This is a genomic window from Streptomyces sp. NPDC046860, assembly GCF_040645115.1.
Taxonomy (GTDB): domain Bacteria; phylum Actinomycetota; class Actinomycetes; order Streptomycetales; family Streptomycetaceae; genus Streptomyces.
This window is the reverse complement of the sequence record NZ_JBEYXQ010000007.1, coordinates 201,114-213,686: the sequence shown is the minus strand read 5'-3', so window position 1 is coordinate 213,686 and position 12,573 is coordinate 201,114. Positions and strand designations below refer to the sequence as shown.

Here is a 12,573-nt window from a genome sequence, read left to right as displayed (position 1 = left end):
GGTGTACAGCATTATCGGCCGGGGTGCTTCCGGTCAGCCGGCGCTCTTCTTGGTGAGGTCGTAGAAGGTGGCCGAACCGACCGTCACCTTCTGGAAGTTGGCTTCGACCCAGGTGCTGATGGCGGAGGCGGTGCCGCTGCCGCCGCCCATGCCGCCGCGCCCCTCCCCGGTGCGGCCCATGCCGCCGCCGGCGATGTAGTAGTGGATGCGTCCGTCGGCGACGTACCGCTTGAACCGGGCGAGGGTCGGGGACGGGTCGGTGCCGTTGAAGCCGCCGATCGCCATCACCGCCTTGTTGGTGGCCAGTTGGTAGCTGGCCGCGTTCTGGGAGCCGGTGGAGGCGGCGACCCAGGTGTATGAGCCGGCGTCCGCCAGCAGCAGCTTCTTGGCCTCGGCGGAGACGTTCGCGCCGTTGAGCAGGCCGCCCGCGCCTCCGGCGCCCATGCGGCCGCCCTCACCGGTGGCTCCGGGGAAGCCCTGGCCGTTCTGCTTGCCGTTGCCCTGACCCTGGCCCTGGCCGTTCCCCTGACCCTGGCCATTGCCCTGGCCGGGGAAGCCGCCGCCGGGGAAGCCCTGGCCGCCTGCCCCGCCCGGCGGCATCTGGCCCTGCCCCTGCCCCTGGCCCTGGCCCTGGCCCCGCTGGTTCTGCCCGCCGGGCATCCCGCCCGGCATCCCGCCGGGGAAGCCGCCGCGCACGCCCTCGCCCCGGCCGCCCGGACGGCCGCCGAAGCCCATCATGCTCGCCCCCGCCGGGCCCGCCGTCGGGATCGAACCGGTGTGCGCGGAGTTCACCGTGCTCAGGGTGTACGCGGTCGGCCCGGCGAGCGCCGCGACCAGGCCCAGCCCTGCCGCGCCGAGCGCCAGGTTCCGGGGCGCGAGACGGAGGAAGAGAAGGCCGAGCGCGGCCACCAGACCGCCGACCAGCACCAGCCACTTCAGCCAGGGCAGATAGTCGGAGGTGCGGCCCAGCAGCACGTACCCCCACGCGGCCGAGGCCACCGAGGCGGCCGCGAGCGCCCACCCGGCCCAGGTCTCCTCGCGGCGCTCCCACAGCAGCCCGGCGCCCATGCCGACCACGGCGGCGAGGTACGGGGCGAGGGCGATCGTGTAGTACTGGTGGAAGATGCCCGCCATGTAGCTGAACACCACCATGGTCATCAGCAGCGAGCCGCCCCAGACCAGGAACGACGCGCGGGTGACCGAGGTGCGGCCCAGCTTCCGGGTGGCCCACAGGCCCGCGACCAGCAGGATCAGCGCGGCCGGGAGCAGCCAGGAGACCTGGCCGCCGACCTCGGCGTTGAACATCCGGTCCCAGCCGGTCGAGCCCCAGGCTCCGCCGCCGCGCATCCCGCCGCCGCCTCCGCCGCCGACGCTGCCGGTCTCCTCACCGTTGATCCGGCCGAGCCCGTTGTAGCCGAAGGTCAGCTCCAGGAAGCTGTTGTGCTGCGAGCCGCCGATGTACGGACGGGAGGAGGCCGGCCACAGCTCGACCACCGCGACCCACCAGCCGCCGGAGACCACCAGCGCGAGCGTGGCCAGACCGAGCTGCACCAGCCGCCGGCCGAGCCTCACCGGCGCGCAGACCGCGTAGACGATCGCCAGCGGAGGCAGGATCAGGAACGCCTGGAGGGTCTTGGCGAGGAAGGCGAAGCCGATGGCGACGCCCGCCCACACCAGCCAGCGGGTCCGCCCGTCCTCGACCGCGCGGACGGTGAACCAGCAGGCCAGCGCCATCAGCAGGGCCAGCATCGCGTCCGGGTTGTTGAACCGGAACATCATCGCCGCGACCGGGGTCAGCGCCAGCACCGCGCCCGCGACCAGGCCGGCGACCGCGCTGAACCGGCGCCGTACGGCCGCGTACACGACCGCCACCGAGCCGACGCCCATGAGGACCTCGGGCACCAGGATCGCCCAGGAGTTGAGACCGAAGATCCGCACCGACAGGGCCATGGGCCACAGGGCCGCCGCGGGCTTGTCGACGGTGATGGCGTTGCCGCCGTCCAGCGAGCCGAAGAAGAACGCCTTCCAGGAGGTGCTGCCCGCCTGCACGGCCGCCGAGTAGAAGGAGTTGGCGAAGCCGGAGGCGCTCAGGTTCCACAGGTACAGCGCGAAGGTGGCGGCGAGCAGGGCCCAGAGCGCCGGGCGGGCCCAGGCCGGGTCCTCGGGCCGGCCGCGCCACGCACGCCGTGCGAAGGGGGCTTTCGGCGCGGGCGGCGTCTCGGCGACCTGCGGCGGCTGGTCGTACTGGGTGGTCATCGGGGGTCCCCTGTGGAGATGGTGGTGGTCTCGGCGTAGGCCGGAGTCGGGCCGGGTACGGGCGCGGGGTCCCGGCGGTCCGGGAAGACCCACGCGCGGAAGAGCAGGAAGCGCAGGACGGTCGCCGCGAGGTTGGCGACGACGAGGACCGCGATCTCGGTGGAGTGCGCGGGACCGGCGGTGGCCGTGTTCAGCGCGGCCAGCGAGCCGCTGGTCAGGGCGAGGCCGATGGCGAAGACCACCAGGCCCTGCGCCTGGTGCCGCACCGCGCCGCCCCGGCCGCGCACCCCGAAGGTGAGGCGCCGGTTGGCGGCCGTGTTGGCGAGCGCGGAGAGCAGCAGGGCGAGCGCGTTGGCGGCCTGCGAGCCGCCGAACTGCCGGAAACCGCTGTAGAGCAGCAGGTAGAACAGGGTGGACAGCCCGCCGACCACGCAGAATCCGACGAGCTGGCGGGCCAGCCCCCTGGGCACGTCGGTGATGTCCCGGTCGCGCGGGTCGTCGCCGAAGGGCCGGGTGAGCCGGTCCAGCGGCAGCGAGCCGGTGGTCAGCGCCCGCCCCACCCGCCACACGCCCTTGAGGTCGTCGGTGGCGGTGCGCACGATGTGCACGGTGGAGTCGGGGTCGTCGACCCAGTCGACCGGCACCTCGTGGATGCGCAGGCCCGCCCGCTCGGCCAGCACCAGCATCTCGGTGTCGAAGAACCAGCCGGTGTCCTCCACCAGCGGCAGCAGCACCTGGGCCACCTCGCGCCGGATCGCCTTGAAGCCGCACTGGGCGTCGGAGAACCGGGCCTGGAGCGAGCCGCGCAGGATCAGGTTGTAGGCCCGGCTGATGAACTCCCGCTTCGGCCCGCGCACCACCCGCGAGGTCCGGCTGAGCCGGGAGCCGATCGCCAGGTCGGAGTGGCCCGAGATCAGCGGGGCGACCAGCGGGAGCAGGGCGTTGAGGTCGGTGGAGAGGTCGACGTCCATGTAGGCGAGGACCGGCGCCTCGGAGGCGGACCACACCGTGCGCAGGGCGTGCCCACGGCCCTTGCGCTCCAGCCGGTGACTGGTCACCTCCACGAACTCGTCCGCCAGCTCGGTCGCGATCTTCGGCGTGGCGTCCGTGGAGGCGTTGTCGGCGATCGTGATGCGGAAGGCGTACGGGAAGGTGCGTGCCAGGTGCTCGCGCAGTCTGAGCACACAGGGGCGCAGGTCCTTCTCCTCGTTGTGGACGGGGACCACCACGTCCAGCACGGCGGTGCCGACGACGGTGGCCGGGAGGTGCTCCCGTGCCGGGAGGGTGCCGGGAGCAGAGTCGGTTCGCATGGGACCGACTCTTCTCAACTCCCCTGTCGCGCCCGTGTGGTGAGGCTGTGGCCCGGCTGTGAGTGCGGTGCCTCCTCGGGGCCGGCCGCGGGCAGCGCCACGGTGAACACCGTCCGCCCCGGCTCGCTCGCCACCTCCACGGTGCCGCCGTGCGCGGTGACGACGGCCCGCACGATGGCGAGCCCCAGCCCGGTGGAGCCGGTGGCGCGGGTGCGGGCGGAGTCGCCACGCGCGAACCGCTCGAAGACGTGCGGCAGCAGCGCGGCCGGGATGCCCGGACCGTCGTCCTCGACCTGGACGCACATCCGGTCCCCCCGCCGCCGGACCCGTGCGGTGACCGTGGTGCCCGGCGGGGTGTGCCTGCGCGCGTTGCCCAGCAGGTTGACCAGCACCTGCTGGAGCCGGGCCGCGTCGGCGGTCACCAGCGCGGGCTCGTCGGGCAGGTCGAGGCGCCAGGTGTGGCCGAGCCCGGCGGCGCGGGCGTCGCTGACGGTGTCCACGACCAGCGGGGCCAGGTCGGTGCGGTCGAACTGCAGCGGACGGCCCGCGTCCAGCCTGGCCAGCAGCAGCAGGTCCTCCACCAGCAGCGTCATCCGGCCCGCCTCGGACTCGATCCGGCCCAGCGCGTGCCGGGTGTCCGGGCCGACCGTCTCCCGGCCGCGCCGGGTCAGCTCGGCGTAGCCGCGTATCGAGGCGAGCGGGGTGCGCAGTTCGTGACTGGCGTCGGCGACGAAGCGGCGGACCCGCGTCTCGCTCTCCTGGCGTGCGTGCAGGGCGGCGTTGACGTGGTCGAGCATCCGGTTGAGGGCGACGCCGACCCGGCCGACCTCGGTGCGCGGATCGCACTCGGAGTCGGGGACGCGTTCGCTGAGGTTCACCTCGCCGGAGTGCAGCGGGAGTTCGGAGACGCGGGTGGCGGTGCGGGCGACCCGGCGCAGGGGGCGGGTGGCGACGCCGACGATGACCGTCCCGGCGAGCGAGGCGGCGAAGAGACCGGCGACGGTGACACAGACCTCGACCAGGACCAGGGTGTCGACGACACCGTCCATGTCGGCGGTGGGCAGGGCGACGTAGTACCGGTCGGCGCCGTCCCGGCCGGCCGCGTACCGGACGAGGTAGTCGCCGAGGCCGGGCAGGTGCACGGTGTGCGCGCCGTCGTCCTTCGGCACGGCGGCGAGTGCCCCGGCCTGCTCGATGGTGAGCGGCTCGGCTCGCATCCGCTTGAAGACGCCGCTGTCGTCCTTCTGTTCGTCGGACACCGCCCCGGCCGCGATCGAACCGTCCCGCACGTACGCGGCGACCGTCCGCTTCGGGGTGGGGCCCCGGGTGAGCAGGGTGGTGACCTGCTCGGCGGGGCTCTGCGCCGCCACCGCCGAGGCGAGGGCGGCGGCCGGGTCCAGCGGGCCGGGCGACGCGTGCGGGCGGCCGGCCGCGCGTACGGCGATCTCCCGCACCTTGCCGTCGAGTTGCTGGTACAGATGCTCGTGCAGGGCGAGCGTGGTCACGGTGCCGATCACCGCGCAGACCACGGCGATCAGCACGACGGACGCGACGACCAGCCGGGTCCGCAGGGTGCGCGGGGTCCGCGCGCGGCGGACGATCCTCACGACACGGCGGGCTTGATCAGGTAACCCGCCCCCCGCCGGGTGTGGATCATCGGCTCCCGGCCCGCGTCGATCTTGCGGCGCAGGTAGGAGATGTACAGCTCCACGACGTTCGCCTGCCCGCCGAAGTCGTAGGACCAGACCCGGTCCAGTATCTGCGCCTTGCTCAGCACCCGGCGCGGGTTGCGCATGAGGAAGCGGAGCAGCTCGAACTCGGTGGCGGTCAGGTGGATGGAGTCCTCGCCCCGCCAGACCTCGTGGCTGTCCTCGTCGAGGCTGAGGTCTCCGACGACCAGCACGGAGTCCGGGCGCCGGTCGGTGGCCCCGGAGCGCCGGATCAGCCCGCGCAGCCGGGCGACGACCTCCTCCAGGCTGAACGGCTTGGTGACGTAGTCGTCCCCGCCCGCGGTGAGCCCGGCGATACGGTCCTCCACCGCGTCCTTGGCGGTCAGGAACAGCACGGGCACGTCCGGGAGTTCACGGCGGAGCCGGCTCAGCACGGTCAGCCCGTCCATGTCCGGCAGCATCATGTCGAGCACCACGGCGTCCGGCCGGAACTCCCGGGCCGAGCGCAGCGCGCCCTGCCCGTCCCCCGCGCTCCTTATCTGCCAGCCCTCGTACCGGAGCGCCATGCTCAGCAGTTCGGTGATCGACAGTTCGTCGTCAACCACCAGCACACGGACGGGACTCCCGTCCGGCCTCAGCAGTTCGGTACGCCCCTGGGGCGAGGTCGTGGTCATGGTGAGACCTTGTCCCCGCCCTCTGAGAGGAGACTTTCGGGAGTCTGTGATTTCGCTGAGAAACCTGTGGAAGCTAGAAGAGCCCGTCCTGGTGCGCCCCGAACTCCTTCACGGGAACGGTGACTTCGCCCTCAGCCTGAGCCGGGGTCAGTTCCCAGCCGGGGAGCAGCCGGGTGTCGAGCACGAGCACCCCGCGCCCCTCGACGGCCAGGTGCAGATCGGGTCCGGCGGCGGCCACGAGTTCCCCGGCCACCCGCCCGCCCGCCACCAGTCCGGTGACGGCGCCGGTGGCCGCCCCGGCCCGCTGGAGCCCGAAGACGTCCATGTGGTCCGTGACCCGGCAGGGCGCCGGGACGAGGGCCTCGGGCCAGTTCCCGAGGGAGACGGCCCGCGCGTGCAGGGCCACCACCTCCGCCGCCCGCTCCTCGACGGTGTCCGGCAGGGACGCCCGTACGGCGCGCTTGACGGCGTAGGGAATCCGGTCCGGGACGCCGAGCGCGGCCCGCAGCAGCTCCTCGGTGCGCCGGGCGGCCATCAGGGGGCCGGTGCCGAGCCAGCTGAAGCAGACGGCGCCCTGCTCCAGCAGCCGGGCGGACCCCCGTTCCTCGCCGGTGATGCCGACCTTGACCAGGCCGGGCCCGAACCACGCCAGATAGACGCGGTACGGCCGGGGGTCGTCGGCGAGCGTGTCGGCGGCCACGGAGTGCGCGCGGTCCAGCCGGGCGCACTCGTCGCAGCGGGCGCCCGTGCTCCGCGCCGGCACGGTCGCTCCCGTCGGGCACGGGTGCCCGCGCGCGCCCACGCACCGCCGCGCCACGCCGTCCCGGACGCCGAAGGCGACCCGCTTGCCCGGCACAAGCGCGCTGCGCCGCCCGCCGGACCAGAGCAGCGCCGGTCCCTCCGGGGACCAGCGCAGTCCCGTACACATCCAGTTCTGTGCTGCCATCACCCGAGAGGGTAGGAGATGCCGCCGACCTCGCCCGCCGGGGGACGGAAGGGCCCGGTCGCCAGGGCCTGGTGGCGAGCGCCCAAAGGCGCGTTCACTCGACGGCGGACACGGGCTCCGGCCCCGCGGCGGTCACCACGGGCGCGGAGGCCGGACGCCGGCCCGCCAGGGCGCAGCCCACGCAGGCGGCGTGGCCGTCGCGGGCGCGGGTGTCGCGGGTCCGCATGCCCCACTCCTGACGCGGCCGCACCCCCGGCGGCTTCCCCCAGCCGCCGAGGTGCAGCGCCCAGGTGACGAGCACGCTGAGCGCCACGACCACCGACCCGCCGACCAGTGCCGCCGCGGACCCCGTGCACACCCCCGCGCCCACGACACCACTGCCGACGGTGGCGATGGCGCAGCCGGTCCACCCGGCGATCGTGTGACCCTCGTCGTACAGACTCATGGGAACGGCCTCCTACAGGTCTCTCACACTCTAAGAGATTTACCACCTGAATATCTCACAAGCTAAGGAATCAAGGAAGATGGACGGCACGTCCCGCCCGCCCGCGAGCCCGGCACAGGCGCTGACCGCGATGGACCACCTCATCGCCGCGCACCTGATCGGCCAGCAGGAGATGGCCCGGCGGCTGGGTCTGACCGTCACCGACCTGACCTGCTTCGGCTTCGTCCTCCAGGCCGGCCCCGACCTCCTCACCGCGGGCGACCTCGCCGCCCGCGCCCAGGTCACCACCGGCGCGGTGACCGGCGTCCTCAACCGCCTGGAACGCGCCGGCTACGTCACCCGCCGCCCTGACCCCACCGACCGCCGCCGGGTCCGGGTGGCGGCGGTCCCGGCGGCGGTGTCCCGCGTGGAGGCGGCCTACGGCGGCCACTACACCCGCCTGATGACCCTCTTCGCCGACTACAACCCGGCCGAACTCGCGGTCATCACCGACTGGTTCACCCGCGCGACGGCCCTGGCCCACGAGTCCCGGGCGGAGATGTCGTCGGAGGAGACCGGCTGAGGACGCGGGCAGCGGACCCCGCACACGACGACGCGGAGCGGCCCCGGGCGTCCGGGGCCGCTCCGCGTTCGGCCGTGGCATACGGGTCCTACAACAGGGAGCCCGGGGAACCGTCGAGCACCGCGCTGTAGGCGCCCTCGGCCATCCTGCCGTCGGGCACGCCGGGCGGGCAGTGGGCGAGGAACGAGGACGTCGTGCCGGAGTGGAGCAGCCGGCCGGACTCCAGCACGGCCACCTGGTCCGCCTCCTCGGCGAGATCGGCGACGTCGTGCGTGGAGAGCAGCACCGCCACGTCCCCGGACAGTCCGCGCAGCAGGTCGCGGAAGACGCGCCGCTGGCGGGGGTCCATACCGGCCGTGGGCTCGTCCAGCAGCAGCACCCGGGCGCCGTGCACCAGGGCACCGGCCACGCCGATGCGGCGCAGCTGTCCGCCGGAGACGTCGCTGGTCCGTTCGTCCTCCTTGTCGGCCAGCTCCACCTGACGCAGGGCCCCCCGGGCGGCGTCCCACGCCTCACGCCGGTTCATGCCCTTGAGCCAGCCGACGTACGCGACGTACTCGCGGGCGGTCAGCGACGGCACGGCGGCGATGTTCTGCGGCATCCAGGCGACGGCCCGGCGGTACTCCCGGCTGCCGGCCTTCAGCCTTCCCAGGTTCACGCTGCCGGACCGGGGCGTGGTGACGGAGGCGCCCAGCCGCAGCAGGGTGGACTTGCCGGCGCCGTTGGGGCCGAGCAGAACCGTGAGCCCCGGCTGCACCTCGTAGGTGAACCCGTCCAGCACCGGCCGCTTCCTGCGTCCGTAGGTGTAGGTGCAGGTGTCATATCGAAGGCTCACAGTTCCTCCTTCTTCACGGCGAGAACGTGGGTGACGACGCCCGCGGCCGCGGTCACGACGCACGCGGATGCCGCGAGCGGCGAGGTGGCGGGCTCCAGGATGAAGCCCCACGGGTAGGGGTCGGTGGGCAGCCGGTAACCGAAGAGGATCACACAGAAGACCAGGGCCACGGGGACCATGACCGCCGCTCGGCCCAGCCGCGGGCGGGCCAGGAGCAACAGGCCCGCCGCACAGGCCGTGTTGCGGCCCAGAGTCCACAGCGGATGCGTGAATGCCTCGTCGAGGGCGAAGGCGGTCAGCGCTCCGGCGAGTGTCAGGAGGGCGATCACCCCGACGACGAGCGCCGCGTCCATGCGCCGGATCTTCCGGATACCGCTGGCCTCCGCCGCCGGAACCCGGGTGTCCAGGCAGAGCGCCAGAACCGCCGCCATGACGACCGGGACGAACTGGCCGACCTGGACGGTGGCCGAGCCGCCGAGCGTCAGCGCGGGCAGCGGCACGGCCGTTCCGCCCAGGAGCAGGACCAGCACGAAGGCGGCCGCGCATCCCGCCGGGAGCGTGGTCGTCGCCCTGCGGCAACGGGCCCAGAGCGTCATGCGGTCCTCCCCTTGGCACAGGCGGCGTCGAGGCCGTGGGCGAACCAGGTGCGCTGCCCCGACTCGGGCAGTCGAAGGACCTTGTCGATCTGCTTCCGGTCCTTCTGCCAGATCAGGTCGTCGAAGAAGGGGTCCGCGCGCAGCGCCTTCTCGTACGGGGTCGTCTGCCCGGTGCGCTCCGCCGCCCAGGCGAGTACGGCCCGGGCCCAGTTCTGCTGGGGCGCCCGGCAGGGGAAGCGTACGGCGTCGCGCATCACCTGGTAACCGAGCTCGCCCTTGCGGGCGGACGAGGTCAGCGGGACGTACCAGGTCTTCGCGGACGACGGCTGCGGATACCTGCCCTGGGTGGCCGTGTCGATCACCTTTTCCGGCGGCTGGGCGACACCGGCGCTCTGAAGCCGCTCGACGGTACGGGTGACCTCGGCCCGGAGGGACTCGGGCCCGGCCTTGCTCGACGCCGCCACGCAGATCTCGGGGGCGTGTCCGGCGCAGCTGGTCGGCACGGCCTGCGTGCGCATGCCGCCGAAGTAGCCCCAGCCGTCCACGATCCGGCTCGCGCCGAACGTCACGGCGGTCACCAGCGCGAGAGCCGTCACGACGCGTACGGTCCGAGGCGCCGTCAGGGTCCACAGGAGTACGGCCGCGCCTGCCAGACCGGCGGTGAACAGGACCGGCGCCGCGGCCGCCGCCAGACTGTAGGTCTCCCCTGCCACCGGTGCCTCGGCGATGCTCCCGGCCACCTGCCGCCACCACGCCGGCCCGACGGCCACGGATGTCGCGACGAGCAGGAAGGACAGGACACCCACGGCCGGAGCGGCGATCAGAGGGTTCACCTTGGTCCCCGCGACGAACCCGACCACCGCCCAGAGCACCAGGTCGGCCAGGACCGTGCCCAGCGGGAGGAGGCTCCAGCCGTCGGGAACCGTCCGGTTCTGGACGAGCGAGACGACCACCGGGGCCAGGGCGGCGAGCCATGCCATGGTCACCGCGGGCCAGAGCTGCCGTGCCACGACGTGGGCCCGGGTACGTGCCGGGGCCAGTTCCCAGAAACCGCCCCGGGCGAGCCGCCCCGCCTCCCACGCGGCCATCACGGCCACGAAGGCGGTGCAGTAGGAGGACGGCGTGCCCAGTGCGGTGGCCACCATTCCGGGAGCCCATCCGATGCCGTGCGGATCGCTCCATTCGGCCGCCACGTCCACGTAGTAGTAGACGGTGAAGCACATCAGGAGAAGGCCCAGCCAGAGCGGGCTGCCGATCCGTAGGTGACTGCGAAGTGTCACGTCTCTCCAGTCGCGGCGGGGCCGCGTGGCACACAGCCACGCGGCCCGCTTCGTGGTTGACCGTCAGTCGGCCTGAGTGGTGTCGACGTACACCTTGTCGACGAAGAGCAGGCCGCCGCCGCCGACGTCCGTGGTGGCGAAGTAGTAGTCACCGGACGGCAGACCGGTCCACTCACCATTGCTGGTGCCACCACTGAAGCAAGCGGTGAACGTCTTCGAGTCGTACTTGGGGTCGACGCTGAGCGGGACGTCTCGGTAGTACGCCACGGTGACGTCCTGGGACCCGCCCTGCACGAAGCAGCCGGTGAACTGGAGCTGCGAGTAGGACTCGTCGGCCCAGCGGCGGGACTCGTTGCCCTTGCCCCAGCTCGAGATGGACGAGGTCCAGTTGGCGGAGGCGTTCGGCGCCACGATCAGGCCGAGGGCGGAGGCGCTGGCGAGCACCACTGCGGCGCGTCTTATGCTGGTCGAGATGGGCATACGTATCTCCTTGAGGCATCAGGGATCCGGCGTATAGCTCATTGCGCGAGGCGTCGCGGGTTGCAGCCCGCGGCGCCTCGATGATCATGCCCCCACGTCGTGTCCGTGACAACCCGATTGCGTACACGATCTCCATGGCCTCTTTGCCAACTCGCAAGGCCTTTCGCACCAGTTGATTCACCCCGCCCGGCGATGGCCGCACCGCGCCGCCGCATGCACCGGGAAACGCGAGAGGCCCCGGATTTCTCCGGGGCCTCTCGTCTGTGTGCACTCGGCAGGATTCGAACCTGCAACCTTCTGATCCGTAGTCAGATGCTCTATCCGTTAAGCTACGAGTGCTTGTTCTTTTGTTTTTGTCTCCGTTTCCCTGGCCTTTCGGCCCGTCCCGGCGACAGGAAGAACATTACATGACTGCCGCCGTCATGTGAAATCCGTTCCCCGCACCCGCTCTGACCTGCGCAAACGCCGAAACCTAGATCGAGTGTGCGGGGGTGCGGACCACCCTGGGAAGCACCCCGTGAACGCCGAAGCCCCGGTCCTCATGGACCGGGGCTTCGGATCAGGGGCGGAGGCGGAGGGATTTGAACCCTCGATGGGCTTTAAGACCCAAACCGCATTAGCAGTGCGGCGCCATAGACCGGACTAGGCGACGCCTCCAGCACAACCGCTCACGCGAGCGCGCGATCGGTGCGTGCAGATGATGACACAGGCAAGCGCGGTGTCACCAATCGATCCCCACGGTACTAGGCGCGAGGCCCGCAGGGCAAAGGGCTTCTTCCGGCGAGGCGCGCGGAAGATCGGGGAAAGGCCCGCGGGGAAGGGCGCAACGTCCTCAGGGGGCGTGCGTTGGGATGGGCATGAGTCCTCTCCCTCCTCTCCTCCTCGCCGCCTCACTCCTCTGCGGCATCGCCGCCGCCCCGGCCGGTGCCGCTTCCGCCGGGCCGCCGCCCCCGCTCCCCGAGGACCGGGCCGGTGATCACCTCACGCTCGTCGTGCGGGGCGCGGGGGCCGGGCGGGACGGGGTGCGCGAGCTGTTCTGCCATCCCGGTGGGGGTGATCACCCGGCCCCCGCCGACGCCTGCCGTGTGCTCGACGAGAACACCCGCTGGGGACGGGACCCGTTCGCGCCGGTCCCCCCGGACACCCTCTGCACGATGATCGACGGCGGCCCGGCCACCGCCCATGTCACCGGGTACTGGGCCGGGCGCCCCGTGGACGCCGGCTTCCGGCGCGGCGACGGCTGCGAGATCGCGCGCTGGGACCGCCTCGTGCCCTTCCTCCCGGACCTGGCCCCGGACGCCTGAGACGGCGCCCGCCGCGGGCCGCTCCCGTAAAGGTCCCGCGAAGGTCTGGCGGAGTCGTCGCGCGGCGGGACCGTACCGGCGGCACGGGCCGGGCGGGCGGGGACGGACGCACGTCAGAGGGCGGCGGGGCGGCATGTCACGGGCCCGGAAGGCGACCCGTGACGGGATGCGGGCATATGTTCGGCGTCACTTCGTCGTGGTACCTCCCTCCCATC

The 12,573-nt window shown here is 72.7% G+C and carries 12 protein-coding genes and 2 tRNA genes; 2 read left to right on the top strand and 12 right to left on the bottom strand.

What is annotated here, in order from left to right; translation table 11 throughout:
- Nucleotides 1-33: 33 nt before the first annotated feature.
- From ABZ898_RS13220 to ABZ898_RS13195, 6 genes are all read right to left on the bottom strand, one after another.
- A complete protein-coding gene (locus ABZ898_RS13220; protein ID WP_361656791.1) occupies nt 34-2,256 on the bottom strand; it encodes a glycosyltransferase family 39 protein in 2,223 nt (740 codons plus the stop codon).
- On the bottom strand, nt 2,253-3,566 hold the full coding sequence (locus ABZ898_RS13215; RefSeq protein ID WP_361656789.1) for a bifunctional glycosyltransferase family 2/GtrA family protein: 1,314 nt from the start codon (nt 3,564-3,566) through the stop codon (nt 2,253-2,255). Before ABZ898_RS13215 ends, ABZ898_RS13220 begins: the two co-directional genes overlap by 4 nt.
- 14 nt (nt 3,567-3,580) lie before the next feature.
- The gene (locus tag ABZ898_RS13210; RefSeq protein ID WP_361656786.1) at nt 3,581-5,173 is read right to left on the bottom strand and encodes a HAMP domain-containing sensor histidine kinase; all 1,593 of its coding nucleotides are present in this window, start codon (nt 5,171-5,173) and stop codon (nt 3,581-3,583) included.
- Nucleotides 5,170-5,910: a response regulator transcription factor gene (locus ABZ898_RS13205; protein WP_361656783.1), complete on the bottom strand. Its 741-nt coding sequence runs from the start codon at nt 5,908-5,910 to the stop codon at nt 5,170-5,172. The genes ABZ898_RS13210 and ABZ898_RS13205 overlap by 4 nt, the downstream gene beginning before the upstream one ends.
- A 73-nt stretch (nt 5,911-5,983) precedes the next feature.
- Nucleotides 5,984-6,856 (bottom strand): DUF2797 domain-containing protein, encoded by an 873-nt coding sequence (locus tag ABZ898_RS13200; protein WP_361656780.1) that lies wholly within the window; start codon nt 6,854-6,856, stop codon nt 5,984-5,986.
- Nucleotides 6,857-6,950: 94 nt separating this feature from the next.
- On the bottom strand, nt 6,951-7,301 hold the full coding sequence (locus tag ABZ898_RS13195; RefSeq protein WP_361656777.1) for an HGxxPAAW family protein: 351 nt from the start codon (nt 7,299-7,301) through the stop codon (nt 6,951-6,953).
- A 79-nt stretch (nt 7,302-7,380) separates the two neighbouring features.
- On the opposite strand from ABZ898_RS13195, the gene ABZ898_RS13190 reads away from it, so the two are divergent.
- Nucleotides 7,381-7,863 (top strand): helix-turn-helix domain-containing protein, encoded by a 483-nt coding sequence (locus tag ABZ898_RS13190; protein ID WP_361656774.1) that lies wholly within the window; start codon nt 7,381-7,383, stop codon nt 7,861-7,863.
- Between the two features lie 88 nt (nt 7,864-7,951).
- On the opposite strand, the gene ABZ898_RS13185 is transcribed toward ABZ898_RS13190, so the two are convergent.
- The 6 genes from ABZ898_RS13185 to ABZ898_RS13160 form a co-directional block, all read right to left on the bottom strand.
- Entirely contained in the window at nt 7,952-8,698 is a 747-nt protein-coding gene (locus ABZ898_RS13185) for an ATP-binding cassette domain-containing protein (RefSeq protein ID WP_361656772.1), read from the bottom strand.
- A complete protein-coding gene (locus ABZ898_RS13180; protein WP_361656770.1) occupies nt 8,695-9,294 on the bottom strand; it encodes a hypothetical protein in 600 nt (199 codons plus the stop codon). Before ABZ898_RS13180 ends, ABZ898_RS13185 begins: the two co-directional genes overlap by 4 nt.
- Nucleotides 9,291-10,574: a hypothetical protein gene (locus tag ABZ898_RS13175; RefSeq protein ID WP_361656767.1), complete on the bottom strand. Its 1,284-nt coding sequence runs from the start codon at nt 10,572-10,574 to the stop codon at nt 9,291-9,293. Before ABZ898_RS13175 ends, ABZ898_RS13180 begins: the two co-directional genes overlap by 4 nt.
- 63 nt (nt 10,575-10,637) lie before the next feature.
- On the bottom strand, nt 10,638-11,054 hold the full coding sequence (locus ABZ898_RS13170; RefSeq protein WP_361656765.1) for a hypothetical protein: 417 nt from the start codon (nt 11,052-11,054) through the stop codon (nt 10,638-10,640).
- A gap of 266 nt (nt 11,055-11,320) precedes the next feature.
- Nucleotides 11,321-11,393 (bottom strand) — tRNA-Arg (locus tag ABZ898_RS13165).
- A 227-nt stretch (nt 11,394-11,620) separates the two neighbouring features.
- Nucleotides 11,621-11,711 (bottom strand) — tRNA-Ser (locus ABZ898_RS13160).
- 200 nt (nt 11,712-11,911) lie between these two features.
- Between ABZ898_RS13160 and ABZ898_RS13155 the strand changes: the two genes are divergently transcribed.
- Complete coding sequence (locus tag ABZ898_RS13155; RefSeq protein WP_361656763.1) at nt 11,912-12,358, top strand: SSI family serine proteinase inhibitor; 447 nt, start codon at nt 11,912-11,914, stop codon at nt 12,356-12,358.
- Nucleotides 12,359-12,573 lie beyond the last annotated feature (215 nt).

Coding starts and splice junctions, on each gene's coding strand:
- ABZ898_RS13220 (WP_361656791.1), bottom strand. CDS start 2,256: ATGACCACCCAGTACGACCAGCCGCCGCAGGTCGCCGAGACGCCGCCC.
- ABZ898_RS13215 (WP_361656789.1), bottom strand. CDS start 3,566: ATGCGAACCGACTCTGCTCCCGGCACCCTCCCGGCACGGGAGCACCTC.
- ABZ898_RS13205 (WP_361656783.1), bottom strand. CDS start 5,910: ATGACCACGACCTCGCCCCAGGGGCGTACCGAACTGCTGAGGCCGGAC.
- ABZ898_RS13200 (WP_361656780.1), bottom strand. CDS start 6,856: ATGGCAGCACAGAACTGGATGTGTACGGGACTGCGCTGGTCCCCGGAG.
- ABZ898_RS13195 (WP_361656777.1), bottom strand. CDS start 7,301: ATGAGTCTGTACGACGAGGGTCACACGATCGCCGGGTGGACCGGCTGC.
- ABZ898_RS13190 (WP_361656774.1), top strand. CDS start 7,381: ATGGACGGCACGTCCCGCCCGCCCGCGAGCCCGGCACAGGCGCTGACC.
- ABZ898_RS13180 (WP_361656770.1), bottom strand. CDS start 9,294: ATGACGCTCTGGGCCCGTTGCCGCAGGGCGACGACCACGCTCCCGGCG.
- ABZ898_RS13170 (WP_361656765.1), bottom strand. CDS start 11,054: ATGCCCATCTCGACCAGCATAAGACGCGCCGCAGTGGTGCTCGCCAGC.
- ABZ898_RS13155 (WP_361656763.1), top strand. CDS start 11,912: ATGAGTCCTCTCCCTCCTCTCCTCCTCGCCGCCTCACTCCTCTGCGGC.